Source organism: Puia sp. P3 (assembly GCF_050632245.1).
Classification (GTDB): domain Bacteria; phylum Bacteroidota; class Bacteroidia; order Chitinophagales; family Chitinophagaceae; genus Puia.
Map to the genome: position 1 here is coordinate 6,626,603 of NZ_CP192583.1, position 13,609 is coordinate 6,640,211.

The window sequence follows — 13,609 nt, forward strand, 5'->3', positions numbered from 1 at the left end:
TTGGCATATTCGCCGAATGGTAGTAGAACACGAAGACGCCAATGACGTATTGCAAAATGTCTTCATAAGGGTCTGGAACGGTCTGGAGAACTTCCGGGAAGATTCCCAGCTCTATACCTGGCTCTACAGGATCGCTACCAATGAGTGCCTCAGCTACCTCGAACAGCAGAAAAGGAAGTCCGCCCTACCCTGGACGAATCCGAATCCGGCCTGAGCAATAAGATCGTAGCGCGGATAAACATTTCGATCCCAACAAACTGGAATGGAAACTGCAACTCGCAATTCAACAACTCCCTGAAAAACAGAGGGTTGTTTTTATGTTGCGGTACTATGACGAAATGCCCTATGAAGAAATGAGCTGGGTGCTGGAGACCTCCGAGGGGGCGCTGAAGGCGTCCTACCATCACGCCGTCAAAAAAAATAGAGGATTATATCGTCAATCATTAAACTTTGATTAAGGAGAGGGGTCTCAAAAATAGATGTACGCCAGGAATGAAATATCAGAAGAATTGAGGCTGCTGAGCGCCACGTGTCGGTGAGATCGGCCGGGAGACCCCTTATCGGGTCCCGGCGGGGTGCTTCGATGGGTTTCCGGCGGAGATGCTCAGGGCGCTCGGCCCGGCCGGCGAGGAGGTTCCTTCTTTGCCAGTTCTCTGGATAAACCCCTGACATTCAGTGTACCTGAGGGTTATTTCGACGGATTTGCCGAAAATTACTCAACAGGATCAAGTCGGGGGTTGCGGGACAGGCCACCGCGGTCGGGCAGACCAGAGATAGGGACGGCGAGGCGACCCAAACCGGGCTATCCGTCCTGGCGGGGGAGTCCGTTTCCCCCCGGAGGAGCTGGCAGCGCTTTCTCCCCTGCTTAACGGGATCAGCCGGAGCCTACCCTATCAGGTGCCGGCCGACTATTTTGCACAACTGAGCCCGATCATGGCCCCACTGGCCAGCGTTCGGGACAAGCCCCTATATACCGTTCCGGAAACTTATTTCGACGGGCTTGCCGGCGAGGTCATCGCCAGCGTAAGCACGGCAGAGAAGAAGAGCCGGCCCGGGTGATCTCCCCCGGATCGATCCGTAAACCCGAAGAAAAGGTTCATCCAGCCCTCGTGGTTAAAGTACTCGGTGGCAGCCGCCGTCGCAGGTCTTATAGTCACATTTGGCTGGCTACGCTTGCACAACCCGTCCGGTGGCCACCAGACTCAGTCCACCGAACTCGCCAAAAACCTTGGCAAGGTGAGCGATCAGGACCTTCAAACCTATGCCGAGAGCAACAGCGATCAAGCGACTACGGAATCTATGAACAGCACCGCTACCCTGGACATTAATGACAGCGATGTTAAATCTCTCCTGGGGATGTGCCTGATGATGTTCTGAAACAATACATGGAAGAGCACGGAGGGGCAGTTGACATTGCAACGAATTAGAAGCAACAATGAAAAAATTATTTTCCGTATTGGTGATCTTCTGCTGGCTGGCCCTACCCGCTATGTCTCAGGACGGCCCCGGCCCTAAAAGGCCTATGCTGGAAGCCTATAAAACGGCTTTTATCACACAGAGGCTCAACCTTACCCCGGAGGAAGCACAGAAATTCTGGCCCATCTATAACGCCTATATTGCCGAAGTACGGCAGGCGAACGGCAACTACCGCCGCGACGGCGACGAGCTCAAACACGAAGAAGCCCGTCTCAACATCAAGAAAAATACAGCGTGGAATTTCTGAAGGCCATCTCACCTGGCAAGATCAACGATTTCTTCAAGGCTGAGATAGACTTCGAGAACTTCGTCAAGAAGGAGTTGCAGCGCAGACAAATGGAGCGCTATCCCAATCGACCCTAACATTTCGGCAATTGACCGAATAATTTTATTATAAACTAACCGATATACGATATTTGAACTTGGTGTTTTTCATAGGTTAGCAACGGCCGGCTCTTTCCAGGGCAGGCCTTTTTCTTTGTGAGGCCTGCGGCCCCACGGCCCCCGGCCAGACATTAGCATTTAATCCCGTTTTAATGTTGGTGTGTTGACGTCGTGATAGAAGAGGAAGGTCCATCCTTCTCTTCCTCCGCGCTCCCACCATTCCTGTCTAAGTTCCATCGCCTTCTTTCCATCATAATCATATTTTGCTACAAAGCGGCTCTTCATTTGTTGCAGCTGCGGCGCCACGTCTCCGCCAAAGAAGGCGGTCTCGCCACCATCCACTATCCAGAACGCCTGATGATATGGACAGTGCGCTCCGGTCACGGCATAGCGGATATATCCGTCGATAACGCCGTCTCCATCCAGGAAGGTTACGCGCGGCGAGTCCTTCAGACAGAGGAGTTCCTCTGGAATGTAGGAGGTCGGGCCTTTCTCGAATGCATACTCCAGCTCTTTCCGCTGCACGTAGTATTGCGCGTTAGGGAAAGAGAGTTCGCCGGCACGCGGGGGCACGGATGCAGTGTTGGGGTGAAGGGACCCTGGGGTGTGCACCGCTGTGTCGCTGGTGTGAACCGGATCGCTGGTGTGAACCGGATCGCTGGTGTGAACCGGGCCACCGGTGTGGGCGGGGTCACTGGTGTGGGCGGGGTCACTGGTGCAGTCGCCGCTGAGCCCGCCGGCGTGATCTTTATGCAGATGACTCATCAGGACTTTGGTGACCTTTTCCGGCGGGATGCCGGCTTTGCGGAGGTTGTGATACAACTGCAGCTCGCCGTTGACGCGGAAGCCGAGGCCCGTATCGATGACGAGGATATCTTCAGAAGTGATGATGGCGAAGGGTTGGATTTCGACGAGGAGGCTGCCGACGGGACGCTGCTGGAGGTCGTCTTTTCCGGTGTCAAATGGAACGAATCGTTTGGTCCTGTCTATCGTAAATGCCCCTTCGGACAGTGGAATGATTTGCATACTGTAAAAATACGAATTACCTCAGCACCATCTGCCGGTCCGCGTCGAGACGGACAAGGATGAACAGCATGACGCTGAAGGTCAGCAGCGAGTTGCCGCCGTAGCTGATAAAGGGAAGTGTAATACCGATGACGGGCGCCAGTCCTACTGTCATACAGATATTGATGACTATATGAAAGAACAGCACGCTGGCCACGCCATAGGCATAGCAGCGGCTGAAAACGCTTCGCTGTCGCTCGGCAATGGTCACGATGCGCATCAGGAGAAGCGTATAGATGCCCATAAAGACCATGCATCCCAAAAACCCAAAGCCCTCGCCAATGGTACAGAAAATAAAGTCGGTCTTCTGCTCGGGCACAAAATCGTACCTGGTCTGGGTTCCCTTGAGCAACCCTTTTCCGACGAGCCCGCCGGAACCGATAGCGATCTTGCTCTGCTTCACGTTGTAGTTGTCGTTCCCCTTCTTTCCGCTCTTCTTCTGCTCGTTCTCAAGGGCGGCCTCGTCGGCCTGGTCCTTGGGGATATAGTCCTTACCGATGGCGTCATAGATACGCTTTACCTGGTAGGGCTTGAATACGTGGTCAAACGCAAAAGGCACGACGAAGCGCTGGACGCCCACGCAGACGAACCAGATGCCGACGACCAGAAACAGAACACTCCTGTTCCTCTTGATGGCCTTACGGAGAATATAGATCGCCGCAATCGCGATAGCCGTCAGGACGAGCGCCAGCGTATTGGGCTCCATCAGTAGCGTCGCGACCACCAATACGGCAAAGGAAAAGCCGATGACCAGCACCGAAGGCAGGGAGACCCTCCCGGAACATCACCAGAAAGAAAGAAAAATAGACGAGAGCCAGCCCCGTCTCCTTCTGCATGATGCTCAGCATAGCAGGTACCAGCGCAATAACCGTGGCAATCAGCTGTGACCGGGGACGCGTAAAGTTGGTCTCTACCCGCGACAGGTATTTCGCCAGTGCGAGGTTCACAAAAAGTACACAAAGGTCCGCGGGCTGCAGCTGGAACGCGCTGCCAAAACGGATGATCGACTCGGTCCCCTTTACGCGGGAGTGAAAAGGAAATACGAGCAGCAACAGGAAAAGCCCGAAGGCATAGGTCAGATTGGCCGTAGCTGTAAAAAATTTACTATCCGTCAGCAGGATGAAGGTCCCGAGGATCCCCGAGAGGACAAAGAAGAGCAGCTGACGGCTATACTCGGTCTTCAGGGAAATAAAACCCTGTATGATATTGTCGCCGTTGTGATACGAAGCCGCAAAAATGCTCATGATGCCGATGGCACTCAGTGCAAACCAGATCCAGACCAGCGACCAGTCAACTCCTTTTGATATGGTGGGATTACTCTTGCTCATAGTATTTAGCGGGTCGAGTCTTTACGGCTTTCGTCCGTGCCTGCAGGCGGCGCGTCGGGTTTAATATCGGGTTTAACAGTACTGTCTTTCTTCGGACGCGGAGCGGAAGACTTTTTCTTTCCGGTATCCGGGACGGCACGCACCGCGGAATCCGGACGCGCCGCGGCGGCGTTCTGCGCCTTCAGCCTGGCCAGCCTCTCGGCCAGCGCACTCTTATAAGGAGAAGGCTTGCGAAGGTTCAGGAACAGCGGGCTTCTCGAACCGTCGGAAGTATCCATCATCATATAACGAAACGAAGCCGTCTGGTATTTCATGAGTGTGGTGCTGTCGCCGGTCTGCTTTGCCCTGTAGGCGGCGCGGACCGAGTCGTCCCTGAACTGCCGGCGGACGAGGATCCTGGGCATCAGGTTCCTGGTGGTCACGTCGTCTTCCAGCGCAAGGCGGTTGGTCGCGATCGTATCGTTCAGGTATTTCTCCACCAGGAGCGAGGCGATAGGGCCGGCCTGCGCGCCGCCATAGCCGCCATTTTCGACGACGACCGCAACGGCGATCCCGGGATTCTCCCGCGGCGCGAAACAGACGAACCAGGAGTGCGACTTCAGCTTGATAACCCTGCCGTCGAGGACCGTCTTGTTCTCCGCGGTACCCGTCTTGGAGCACATGTCGATGCCGGGGATGCGGGCAACCTTTCCGGTACCGATCTCGGTCACGTCCTGCATACCGCTGTGCACCAGCTTCGTAGGCCGCGTCGGAGATATGCGTCACTGGCTCGTGCTTCTGGTGAAAACGGCTCAGCAGCGTATCGTCTTCCGGTGCGCCTTCGATGCTCTTCACAAAATGCGGGGTATAGTAATAGCCCTTGTTGGCGACGATGCATATGGCGTTGCAGATCTGCAGCGGGGTCGCCGTCAGCTTGTCCTGACCGATGCCCATCGTCACCATGGTACAGGAGTTCCACTGGTGGTTGTATTCCTTGTCGTAGGCGGTGGTGTCCGGTATGTTGCCGTTGTCCTCGCTCGGCAGGTCGACGCCGAGGCGGTGTCCGAGACCGAAGGCGTTGACGTATTCCTTCCATTTCATGAGCCCTGCCCGGACGCCGTGGTAGGCCGGATTGTCCAGCTCGAGCCGGAAGGTATTACAGAAAAAGGAGTTGCAGGAATGCGCTATTGCCAGGCGCAGGTTCGCGGCGTGGCCTGGATCCTTTTCGTCGCATTTGACCGGCCTGCTGCAGCCATTGTACCAGCCGAGACAGCCGATGCCGCTGGCGGGAGTGATCACGCCTTCGTCGAGGCCGATGAGTGCGCCGATCGGCTTGTAGGTAGAACCGGATGCATACTGGCCCTTGATCGCGCGGTTGAGCAGCGGCCCGGAAGCATCCAGCACGAGTTTCGCGTAGTTGGACTGTTTGTCGGGGCCGGTCAGCGAGTTGGGGTCGTAGCTGGGACCCGAGGCCATGGCGAGGATACCGCCGGTGGAAGGTTCGATGGCCACCACGGCCCCCGTCTTCCCGTACAGCAGGCGCTCGGCGAGCTGCTGCAGCTCGATATCCATATAGGTATGCAGGTTCTTCCCGGCGATGGCGGGGGTATCGAGGGCCTGGTCCTGGTAGTGGCCGACGAGTCTGTTCTTGTTGTCCTTGATCCAGAACTCGATACCGCGCTGGCCCATCAGCACGCGCTCGTAGCTCTGTTCGAGCCCGCTACGGCCCACGTAGTCACCCAGCTCGATAGAAGCCGTTGGACCGGCGCAGGATCGCGGAATCCACCTCTCCGACATAACCCATGATATGCGCCGCGGAATAATAGGGATAGACCCGAACGGGACGTTCCTGCAGGTTGAATCCGGGAAACTTCCAGATATTCTCCTCCATCCTGGCGTAGATCTCGGGCGGCAGCAGGTCTTCGAAGATGGTCGGCCGGAAGAGCCCGTTCTTGATGCGTGCGTCGATGATGCGGCGGCGGAACTCCGGGGTGTCGATGCCGATCAGCTGGCAGAAATAGGTCGTATCGATGTTCTTTACCTGGGAGGGGGTCACCATCAGGTCGTAGAGAATGGTATTGTTGAGGATGGCTTTGCCCTTCCGGTCATAGATGATTCCGCGGGTCGGATAGACGCTCTTGCGGAAAAGCGCGTTCTCCTGGGCCTGCTGTTTGTATCTCGAGGAGATGATCTGAAGATTGAACAGCTGCGCTGCAATGATCAGAAACATTCCTGCAAAGATCAGACGGACAATATTGCTACGGGATTGATTGAAGACAGACATACAACATTATATCGTATTGGTCCTGAATTTTTGTTTACGGAAGAACAGCAGCTCGGTAAGCAGGACCAGCAACAGGCTGACGGCCGTCGACGCCACGACCTTGCCCAGGAAGTACATGAAGGAGCCGAAATTCAGCCACTCCAGCAGGACCAGGTAAGTATGATGCAGCAGTGTCAGCACAATGACGTAGGTGGCATAAGGAGCCCATCCCATACTAACAATGGAAGGAGAGATATAGTTCTTGTCGGCGCCTTCCTGTGAGATCAGCAACCCGATCACAAAAGGGCGTGTGTATGCGATGAGTGTACAGGCGGCGGCGTGCAGGCCGGGGGTCATGGTGAAATAGTCCAGACAGAGACCAAAGAAAAAGCCGATAAAGGTGAGGGCGGCCCGCGAAAGCCCGAAGGGCAGCCAGAGAATAAACAGATAGTACAGATAGGGGGTGATAAACCGGTGCAGGGGCGGCATCTTGAAAAGGATGAAGACCTGGACCAGGATAAACAGGACAAACCGGAATATATTTTTCAGCAGTTCGCTCATTGGATCTTTTTACGCGTCGAATCCTCCAGCCTTCTCTGTTCGTCATATTGAAGATTGTCAATCACATACACATATTCAACATTGGAAAAGCTGGTGGCGGGTTTTATTTTCAGGTTATAGAAATTCGTGGTATTGTCCGGGACGATCTCGTACACCGTTCCGATCATCAGGTCGGCGGGAAACAGAGAGGAGATCTGGGTAGTGATGACCGTATCGCCTTTGTTGACCTGGGCGCTCTTGGGGATATTCCGCAGGGTGACGAAAAGGGGGCTGGCTCCGTCCCAGTCGATGGTGCCGGTCTCGTTGCCGTGTTTCAGCCTTGCCACCACTTTGAACTGGCGGTGGAGCATGCTCATTACCGTGGAGAAGTTCTCGCTGACGTTGACGACGGAACCGACGATGCCCTGGGGACCGGTGACGCCCATATTGGGGCGGACGCCCTGGGCGGAACCACGGTGAATGGTCAGGTAGTTGGTTTGTGATCCGATGGAATTATTGACCACCTTGGCCTCCATGATCCTGTACTTGATGATGGACCTGCCGGTATCGACCTTAATGGTATCCCGGATCAGCCGCTGGAGTGAGTCCGGTGCCTCGTAGTTGGTCTTCAGCTGCTGGCGGAGGAAGAGATTCTCCTGGACGAGGGCCTCGTTGGTCTTCTTTAGCTGGAAATAGTATTCGATACCGTTGTATCTTTCGTTGATGCGTCCGGTGATCTCGCTGCTGACGTTGAGAAAGGCTGCTTCGTGGAATCTGTTGTAGCGAAACAAAAAAGAGAGGGCTATTATCTGCAACACCAGAAAAAATACAAAGTTGAAATGCCTTCTGATGAAGAGAAAAACGTTACGCACCTGATTGGGAGTTGGTTTTTTATAGTTACTTGACGACAGCCCGGGGGCTTGCGTCTATCTCATAACGAACGGATACCGGTCATAATTCTTGAGTGCTATTCCGGTACCGCGGACCACGCTTTTCAGTGGGTCGTCGGCGATATGCACCGGTAATTTGATCTTCTGGCTCAGGCGCTTGTCGAGCCCACGGAGAAGTGCGCCGCCACCGGTCAGATAAAGACCGCGGCGGTAGATGTCCCCTGCCAGCTCGGGCGGGGTCGTCTCCAGTGCCTTTAGGATCGCTTCCTCTATTTTGAAAATGCTCTTGTCGAGCGCTTCGGCTATTTCCTGGTAGGAAACCATGATCTGCTTGGGGATGCCCGTTACGAGGTCACGGCCATTGACCGGAATATCGTCCGGCGGGTTGTCCAGATCCTTGAGGGCGGCGCCGATCTGGATCTTGATCTGCTCGGCGGTTCTTTCCCCGATGAGCAGGCTATGATACCGGCGGAGGGCTTCCATGATGTCGGCGGTAAATTCGTCACCCGCGATACGTATCGACTGGTCGCAGACGATACCTGCGAGGGCGATGACCGTGATACCCGTGGTACCGCCGCCGATATCGATGATCATGTTCCCGACCGGCTCTTCGACGTCGATGCCGATACCCAGGGCGGCAGCCATGGGTTCGTGGATCAGGTATACTTCTTTCGCTCCGGCCTCGTTCGGCGCTGTCGCGGACGGCCCTTTTCTCCACTTCCGTGATGCTCGAGGGGATGCAGATCATCATCCTCCAGCTGGGTGGGAACAGCGGCTTTTTGGGATAGATCATCTTGATCATTTCCCGTATCATGAGCTCGGCCGCGTTGAAGTCGGCGATAACGCCATCCTTCAGGGGGCGGACGGTCCGAATGCTTTCGTGAGTTTTTTCGTGCATCATGAGGGCCCGTTTGCCGACGGCCAGCACGTTCTTGGGATTGTTTCTGTCCAGGGCCACAATGCTCGGCTCATTCACCACTATCTCGTCGTTATGTATGATTAGGGTATTGGCGGTACCCAGGTCCATGGCTATTTCTTGCGTAAGGAAATTGAATAATCCCATTTTATTTAAAAGGTCAGATTTTACGTTTTGATGTGTCTTTCGTCGTGGCCCTGCTTCTACCGGATTCATTCCCCTATCCGGTCGTTTGGCGTTGCCCTACCCCGGATTTGACCATACATCCTACCTTAAAATGGCCAATAGACCGAAGCCTACTATAAATTGTCAGCAAAATTGAAGGAAATAATTTGAATTAACAAGGTAGAACCCCTTGATTTGATGGATTATTTTCCTCACACCTTCAAACGCAAAACTCGTCGGCATCGTATCCGCCAGGAGCATAAAAAAACGCTTAGTTCAACATTCTGTATCCGGCGGATGAATATCCTGCTCTCAGCGGGCCGCAGTTGTGCCGTAAAAGCCTCAGGCGCCCACGACGAAACCAAGCCGGCTCTCCATTTCGGCGCTCAGTGCAGGCAGTCGCCGTCGTTCGATGAGAAAGCTCGTAAGCGCCGCGATCTCCCTGAAGAGATGGTGGCGCTCCAGGGCCGACGCGAGATAGTTCCGGCCGGTGCTGCCTCCTGTGCCGATGCGGGTGCCGATGATCCGGGCCACCATGCTCATGTGGCGATAGCGCCAGGTGCTGAGTTGTTCGTCTATTTCGAGCAGTTGGTGGAGTACCTGAAAAGGCAGCTGCAGCAGCGGATAGCCGCGGTAGAGCATAATGAACAGCGCTGAACGGCAGGCCAGCGGGGAGAGGTTCCGGGACGGAGGGGTTGTTGGGGATGATTGGGGTCCTGCGGACGGTTGGGTTCCTGCGGATGGTTGGGGTTGGGTTGCCGGGGATGACGGAGTTTTGCCGGAGAAGACCGAATCGAAGTATTCCAGATTGCCTTTCTCCGCATCGGCTAGGCTCGCCTGATAGCGCTGGCGGTAGTCCGCGAACCAGTGCGTCGGATGTCAGCATCTGGTCTTCGGGTGGATTTGGGGTTCCGGCGCCCGGCCTCGCCCCGCCCGCGTGGGGCGGCGTTGCGCCGGTCCATACCGAAGGCATCCGTTCGAGCCAGCCGTTGAGCAACTCGAGCAGGGTGGGTTCCGCCTCCGTCGATTTGATCCGGTCGACTTCTCGGCTGGCGCAGCTGGGAGAGGTAGTACTGCTGGCCGAAGCGGTGTTCGTATTTCAGGCCCAGCCTTGCTTCCAGCAGCTTGAACTGGACGCTCTGGAAATCCCGAGGCGGGGCGTAGTTTGTCACGAAAATCGAGAAAATCCATGGGGGTCATGGTCTCCATGATGTCTATCTGGTGAACCAGCACCTTCAGGATGGTAGCACAGCGGGACAGCCGGTGGACGATGGTTTGCAGCTCCGGAGAATTGTCGTTCAGCGTGGGCCGGCCAAAGATGCCGATAACGGAATCCACTTCGTACAGCGACTGATGGAACCATAGCTCATAGGCCTGATGGATCACGATAAAAAGCATTTCGTCGTGGGCCGGCTCTCCCAGCCGCTCACCCTCGGGCTCCTGGGCATTCAAGATCTTATCCAGCTGCAGATAGTCGCTGTAGTGCATGGCGCTCCGATTAAAATTTAGAGGAATTCATATCCGATGTCGCGACGGTAATAGATGCCGTCGTAGTAGATCTTTTCGAGTACGTCCCTCGACTTGTCCACGGCCTCATAGACTGTATCCGCGAAGGACGTTATGCAGAGCACCCGCCCCCCGTTGGTAACGACTTCCTCGTTGTCCACGCGCGTGCCGGCGTGAAAGATGAGGCTGTCGCCGCTGGCAGGCAGGGGCTGGTCGAGACCCGAGATAGGCAGTCCCTTTTCGTATGAGCCCGGGTAGCCGCCGCTGACCGCCACGATCGTACAGGCAATGCGGTCGTCCTCGGCCGATCACGCATTTGTCCAGAGTTCCGTCGGCAACGGCCTGCAGCAGCTGCACCAGGTCGTTCTTCAACCTGGGCATGACCACTTCGGTCTCGGGGTCGCCCATCCGGCAGTTATACTCTATGACGTAGGGCTCCTCGCCGACCTTGATCACTCCGACAAAAATGAAGCCGCGGTAGTCGATCTTTTCCTCCGCCAGCCCGCGGACGGTCGGGACGATGATCCGGCTGTTCACTTTCTCCATAAAAGCCGCGTCGGCAAAGAGGTACGGGGCTGACCGCCCCCATGCCGCCGGTATTGGGTCCTTTATCTCCTTCTCCAATCCTTTTGTAGTCCTTGGCCTCCGGCAGCACCAGAAAATTCCGGCCGTCGGTGAGGACAAAGACGGAGAGTTCGATACCGGTGAGGAATTCCTCGACAACCACCTTATTCCCTGCTTCTCCGAATTTATTCCCCTGCACCATCAGCTCGAACTCGGCCACCGCCTCGATGGTGGTCTGACAGATCAGGACGCCCTTCCCCGCTGCGAGTCCGTCGGCCTTCAGAACGATGGGCAGTGAGTGCTGCTGGATATAGGCAACGCCCTCCGTATAGCTGGCGGAATCAAATTCCCGGTAGGTGGCGGTCGGGATATTGTGCCGTTCCATGAATTGTTTCGAGAAGGCCTTACTGCCTTCGAGTCTGGCACCGGAAGCCGAGGGACCGATAACGGGTATCTTCCTCAGCGCGGCGTCGCCGGCGAAAAAGTCGACGATACCCCTGACCAGCGGCTCCTCCGGTCCGACTACAACCATCCCGATGCCTTCGTTCACGCAGAAATCCTTAACCCCGCCAAAGTCCAGCGGTGAAAGGTCCAGGTTGGTACCGCAGGTGGCAGTACCGGCATTCCCAGGAGCAATGAACAGTGCAGAACAGTGCGGACTTTGAGCCAGCTTCCAGTGCCAGCGCATGCTCCCTTCCGCCGGAGCCTAACAGTAAGATCTTCATGGCCCGAAATTCGAATTTCGCGGGGACATATTGAAAAAAGAATTTGACCCATCTGTCCCTTCCGGCGACCGGAATACCGATAAATCTGTATTTTAGGCTCTTTAATTATATAAAAGCATGACCCAACCTACCACCGGGAAAGGCAGACATCCGAGAGCCCTTTACATACTTTTTTTGACAGAAATGTGGGAACGTTTTGCCTATTATCTCCTGGCGGGGATACTCTTCCTCTACCTTATAGGCGACAAATCCGGCGGCGGGAAAGGCCTTCAGGAAAAGAATGCGGCGGATGTCACCGGAACTTTTCTCGCGCTCATCTGGCTGCCGCTGTTCGTCGGCGGCATGATCGCCGACCGCTATCTCGGCTATATCAAATCGATCTTCATCGGGGGCGGTCTCGCTGGCGCTGGGTTATCTGGGACTTACGCTGCCCGGCGATACGGCCATGTACGTCTCTCTCGGCCTGATCATCTGCGGCAACGGATTTTTCAAACCCAATATCAGCACCCTTTTGGGGAACATATATAATAAAGAGGACCTGAAGCCGCTGAAGAATAACGCCTATAATATCTTCTACATGGGCATCAATTCCGGCGCCCTGCTCTGCAATTTCGCGGCGGCCTATCTCCGCAACAAATACAGCTGGGGTTATGCCTTTGGCGCGGCCGGCGTCGGAATGGTCATCGGACTCATCGTCTTTGGCTTCAATCTGAAACACGTAAGGGCCGGCGACGTCCGGAAGCCGCCGCAGAAAGAGGATATGAACCTCGGCCAGATCGGACTGTACGTCTTCGTGCCGGCCGCGATCGCAGCCATCATCGGATTTGTCGTGCCCATGAGACTTTTTCATGGTACGATCATGGGTACCCAGTCCAGCGATGCCTTCGTCTTCGCGTGTATCCCCATCATCGCCTTTTTCATCTCCATATGGGTGAGGGCCAACAAGAATGACAAAAGGGGCATCGGCGCCCTGCTGTTCATCTTCGCGATCTCGATCATCTTCTGGGCGCTTTTTTACCAGAACTTCACCGCCTATACCCTCTGGACCGAAAAACATACGGACCGGACTCTCAGTTCCCCCGCCATCGCAGGCGGCGCAGACTGGCTGGGCCTTCTGCAAACGGTAAACACCAATCCCCGGACGATCGATTCTGTAGACGCCCACCTTGCGCCGGTACGCGACGCGTCCGGCCAGGTACTGAAGACGACCGGACCCGATCCCTATTTCCTCAATGTCCCGAAAGACAAATGGCCGCCACCGGGACAGGACCTCAAACTGGCCAATGCGGAACTGTACCAGTCCATCGGCCCCTTCTTTATTGTGACGCTGACGCCGCTGCTCGTTGCCCTGTTCAGTCTCCTGCGAAAAAGGGGTAAGGAGCCGACGACTACCTCCAAATTCGGCATCGCCCTCTTCCTTTCCGGGCTGTCGTCCCTGGTGATGTTGTTTGCCGTACTCTCGGTAGCTTCCATCTATCAATATAAGGTGTCACCGGCATGGCTGTGGGGGACCTATTTCGTCATCACTGCAGCGGAGGTCTTCCTCAGCCCGATGGGTCTGTCATTGGTTTCCAAGCTGGCGCCGCCCCGACTGACGTCGCTGCTGATGGGCGGCTGGTTCCTGACCATGTCCCCTGGGCAGCAAGGTCGCCGGTCTGATGACGAGCAGCTGGGACAAATTCCCGGATAAGAGGGTCTACTTTCTGATATGGTTTACCGCGGGCATCATCGGCGGGGTCCTGATCTTTACCCGTATAAAGTCGCTGAACGCCATCGTCCGTGAAAAAACAGGTGAAGCATAACCAAAA

General features: G+C 55.6%; 20 protein-coding genes and 5 pseudogenes. 9 read left to right on the forward strand and 16 right to left on the reverse strand.

What is annotated here, in order from left to right; all coding sequences use genetic code 11:
• Nucleotides 1–16: 16 nt before the first annotated feature.
• The 6 genes from ACQ86N_RS41765 (at nucleotide 17) to ACQ86N_RS41790 (ending at nucleotide 1,839) form a co-directional block, all read left to right on the forward strand.
• The gene (locus ACQ86N_RS41765) at nucleotides 17–214 is read left to right on the forward strand and encodes an RNA polymerase sigma factor (RefSeq protein WP_431212211.1); all 198 of its coding nucleotides are present in this window, start codon (nucleotides 17–19) and stop codon (nucleotides 212–214) included.
• Between the two features lie 103 nt (nucleotides 215–317).
• The gene (locus tag ACQ86N_RS41770) at nucleotides 318–458 is read left to right on the forward strand and encodes a hypothetical protein (RefSeq protein ID WP_431212212.1); all 141 of its coding nucleotides are present in this window, start codon (nucleotides 318–320) and stop codon (nucleotides 456–458) included.
• 439 nt (nucleotides 459–897) lie between these two features.
• Nucleotides 898–1,059 (forward strand): hypothetical protein, encoded by a 162-nt coding sequence (locus ACQ86N_RS41775; protein ID WP_431212213.1) that lies wholly within the window; start codon nucleotides 898–900, stop codon nucleotides 1,057–1,059.
• A gap of 66 nt (nucleotides 1,060–1,125) precedes the next feature.
• Nucleotides 1,126–1,377 (forward strand): hypothetical protein, encoded by a 252-nt coding sequence (locus tag ACQ86N_RS41780; protein WP_431212214.1) that lies wholly within the window; start codon nucleotides 1,126–1,128, stop codon nucleotides 1,375–1,377.
• A gap of 58 nt (nucleotides 1,378–1,435) precedes the next feature.
• Complete coding sequence (locus ACQ86N_RS41785; RefSeq protein ID WP_431212215.1) at nucleotides 1,436–1,723, forward strand: hypothetical protein; 288 nt, start codon at nucleotides 1,436–1,438, stop codon at nucleotides 1,721–1,723.
• Nucleotides 1,711–1,839, forward strand: a complete 129-nt coding sequence (locus tag ACQ86N_RS41790) for a hypothetical protein (RefSeq protein ID WP_431212216.1) — start codon at nucleotides 1,711–1,713, stop codon at nucleotides 1,837–1,839. Before ACQ86N_RS41785 ends, ACQ86N_RS41790 begins: the two co-directional genes overlap by 13 nt.
• Before the next feature lie 159 nt (nucleotides 1,840–1,998).
• Here the strand turns inward: ACQ86N_RS41790 and ACQ86N_RS41795 are convergent, their stop codons facing one another.
• The 16 genes and pseudogenes from ACQ86N_RS41795 to ACQ86N_RS41870 all read right to left on the reverse strand — a co-directional run.
• Nucleotides 1,999–2,886 carry an MBL fold metallo-hydrolase gene (locus ACQ86N_RS41795; RefSeq protein ID WP_431212217.1) on the reverse strand — a complete coding sequence of 296 codons (888 nt, stop codon included), beginning with the start codon at nucleotides 2,884–2,886 and terminating at the stop codon, nucleotides 1,999–2,001.
• Between the two features lie 16 nt (nucleotides 2,887–2,902).
• Complete coding sequence (rodA, locus tag ACQ86N_RS41800) at nucleotides 2,903–3,682, reverse strand: rod shape-determining protein RodA (protein WP_431212218.1); 780 nt, start codon at nucleotides 3,680–3,682, stop codon at nucleotides 2,903–2,905.
• Nucleotides 3,564–4,253 (reverse strand): FtsW/RodA/SpoVE family cell cycle protein, encoded by a 690-nt coding sequence (locus ACQ86N_RS41805; RefSeq protein WP_431212219.1) that lies wholly within the window; start codon nucleotides 4,251–4,253, stop codon nucleotides 3,564–3,566. The genes rodA and ACQ86N_RS41805 overlap by 119 nt, the downstream gene beginning before the upstream one ends.
• A gap of 5 nt (nucleotides 4,254–4,258) precedes the next feature.
• Nucleotides 4,259–4,537, reverse strand: coding sequence for a hypothetical protein (locus ACQ86N_RS41810; protein ID WP_431218041.1), 279 nt, complete (start codon nucleotides 4,535–4,537; stop codon nucleotides 4,259–4,261).
• A gap of 261 nt (nucleotides 4,538–4,798) precedes the next feature.
• A pseudogene (locus ACQ86N_RS41815) lies at nucleotides 4,799–4,972 on the reverse strand (penicillin-binding transpeptidase domain-containing protein); the annotation flags it as partial.
• An 85-nt stretch (nucleotides 4,973–5,057) separates the two neighbouring features.
• Nucleotides 5,058–6,029, reverse strand: a pseudogene (locus tag ACQ86N_RS41820) (penicillin-binding transpeptidase domain-containing protein); the annotation flags it as partial.
• Complete coding sequence (locus ACQ86N_RS41825) at nucleotides 5,968–6,516, reverse strand: hypothetical protein (RefSeq protein ID WP_431212220.1); 549 nt, start codon at nucleotides 6,514–6,516, stop codon at nucleotides 5,968–5,970. The pseudogene ACQ86N_RS41820 and the gene ACQ86N_RS41825, both read right to left, overlap by 62 nt.
• 6 nt (nucleotides 6,517–6,522) lie before the next feature.
• Complete coding sequence (locus ACQ86N_RS41830) at nucleotides 6,523–7,056, reverse strand: rod shape-determining protein MreD (RefSeq protein ID WP_431212221.1); 534 nt, start codon at nucleotides 7,054–7,056, stop codon at nucleotides 6,523–6,525.
• Nucleotides 7,053–7,907: a rod shape-determining protein MreC gene (mreC, locus tag ACQ86N_RS41835; RefSeq protein ID WP_431212222.1), complete on the reverse strand. Its 855-nt coding sequence runs from the start codon at nucleotides 7,905–7,907 to the stop codon at nucleotides 7,053–7,055. The genes ACQ86N_RS41830 and mreC overlap by 4 nt, the downstream gene beginning before the upstream one ends.
• A gap of 54 nt (nucleotides 7,908–7,961) precedes the next feature.
• Entirely contained in the window at nucleotides 7,962–8,570 is a 609-nt protein-coding gene (locus ACQ86N_RS41840) for a rod shape-determining protein (protein WP_431212223.1), read from the reverse strand.
• Between the two features lie 97 nt (nucleotides 8,571–8,667).
• A pseudogene (locus tag ACQ86N_RS41845) lies at nucleotides 8,668–9,057 on the reverse strand (rod shape-determining protein); the annotation flags it as partial.
• Between the two features lie 291 nt (nucleotides 9,058–9,348).
• Nucleotides 9,349–9,813, reverse strand: a complete 465-nt coding sequence (locus ACQ86N_RS41850) for a tryptophan 2,3-dioxygenase family protein (protein WP_431217810.1) — start codon at nucleotides 9,811–9,813, stop codon at nucleotides 9,349–9,351.
• A gap of 72 nt (nucleotides 9,814–9,885) precedes the next feature.
• The gene (locus ACQ86N_RS41855) at nucleotides 9,886–10,521 is read right to left on the reverse strand and encodes a tryptophan 2,3-dioxygenase family protein (RefSeq protein ID WP_431217811.1); all 636 of its coding nucleotides are present in this window, start codon (nucleotides 10,519–10,521) and stop codon (nucleotides 9,886–9,888) included.
• Entirely contained in the window at nucleotides 10,512–10,787 is a 276-nt protein-coding gene (locus ACQ86N_RS41860) for a phosphoribosylglycinamide synthetase C domain-containing protein (protein ID WP_431212224.1), read from the reverse strand. The genes ACQ86N_RS41855 and ACQ86N_RS41860 overlap by 10 nt, the downstream gene beginning before the upstream one ends.
• Nucleotides 10,788–10,962: 175 nt before the next feature.
• Nucleotides 10,963–11,058, reverse strand: a pseudogene (locus ACQ86N_RS41865) (hypothetical protein); the annotation flags it as partial.
• A 73-nt stretch (nucleotides 11,059–11,131) separates the two neighbouring features.
• Nucleotides 11,132–11,764, reverse strand: a pseudogene (locus ACQ86N_RS41870) (phosphoribosylamine--glycine ligase); the annotation flags it as partial.
• A gap of 220 nt (nucleotides 11,765–11,984) precedes the next feature.
• On the opposite strand from ACQ86N_RS41870, the gene ACQ86N_RS41875 reads away from it, so the two are divergent.
• Genes ACQ86N_RS41875 through ACQ86N_RS41885 form a run of 3 tightly spaced genes read left to right on the forward strand, consistent with a single transcriptional unit; the run spans nucleotide 11,985 to nucleotide 13,603 of the window.
• On the forward strand, nucleotides 11,985–12,329 hold the full coding sequence (locus tag ACQ86N_RS41875) for a hypothetical protein (protein WP_431212225.1): 345 nt from the start codon (nucleotides 11,985–11,987) through the stop codon (nucleotides 12,327–12,329).
• Nucleotides 12,247–13,491 (forward strand): peptide MFS transporter, encoded by a 1,245-nt coding sequence (locus ACQ86N_RS41880; protein WP_431212226.1) that lies wholly within the window; start codon nucleotides 12,247–12,249, stop codon nucleotides 13,489–13,491. The genes ACQ86N_RS41875 and ACQ86N_RS41880 overlap by 83 nt, the downstream gene beginning before the upstream one ends.
• The gene (locus ACQ86N_RS41885; protein ID WP_431212227.1) at nucleotides 13,460–13,603 is read left to right on the forward strand and encodes a hypothetical protein; all 144 of its coding nucleotides are present in this window, start codon (nucleotides 13,460–13,462) and stop codon (nucleotides 13,601–13,603) included. The genes ACQ86N_RS41880 and ACQ86N_RS41885 overlap by 32 nt, the downstream gene beginning before the upstream one ends.
• Nucleotides 13,604–13,609: the final 6 nt, after the last annotated feature.

What these genes read in the sequence shown, in the direction of transcription:
- ACQ86N_RS41785 (WP_431212215.1), top strand. Translation starts at nt 1,436, where the DNA reads ATGAAAAAATTATTTTCCGTATTGGTGATCTTCTGCTGGCTGGCCCTA.
- ACQ86N_RS41840 (WP_431212223.1), bottom strand. Translation starts at nt 8,570, where the DNA reads ATGGCTGCCGCCCTGGGTATCGGCATCGACGTCGAAGAGCCGGTCGGG.
- ACQ86N_RS41810 (WP_431218041.1), bottom strand. Translation starts at nt 4,537, where the DNA reads ATGATGATGGATACTTCCGACGGTTCGAGAAGCCCGCTGTTCCTGAAC.
- ACQ86N_RS41885 (WP_431212227.1), top strand. Translation starts at nt 13,460, where the DNA reads ATGACGAGCAGCTGGGACAAATTCCCGGATAAGAGGGTCTACTTTCTG.
- ACQ86N_RS41875 (WP_431212225.1), top strand. Translation starts at nt 11,985, where the DNA reads ATGTGGGAACGTTTTGCCTATTATCTCCTGGCGGGGATACTCTTCCTC.
- ACQ86N_RS41880 (WP_431212226.1), top strand. Translation starts at nt 12,247, where the DNA reads ATGTACGTCTCTCTCGGCCTGATCATCTGCGGCAACGGATTTTTCAAA.
- ACQ86N_RS41830 (WP_431212221.1), bottom strand. Translation starts at nt 7,056, where the DNA reads ATGAGCGAACTGCTGAAAAATATATTCCGGTTTGTCCTGTTTATCCTG.
- ACQ86N_RS41770 (WP_431212212.1), top strand. Translation starts at nt 318, where the DNA reads ATGTTGCGGTACTATGACGAAATGCCCTATGAAGAAATGAGCTGGGTG.
- ACQ86N_RS41795 (WP_431212217.1), bottom strand. Translation starts at nt 2,886, where the DNA reads ATGCAAATCATTCCACTGTCCGAAGGGGCATTTACGATAGACAGGACC.
- ACQ86N_RS41825 (WP_431212220.1), bottom strand. Translation starts at nt 6,516, where the DNA reads ATGTCTGTCTTCAATCAATCCCGTAGCAATATTGTCCGTCTGATCTTT.
- ACQ86N_RS41765 (WP_431212211.1), top strand. Translation starts at nt 17, where the DNA reads ATGGTAGTAGAACACGAAGACGCCAATGACGTATTGCAAAATGTCTTC.
- ACQ86N_RS41805 (WP_431212219.1), bottom strand. Translation starts at nt 4,253, where the DNA reads ATGAGCAAGAGTAATCCCACCATATCAAAAGGAGTTGACTGGTCGCTG.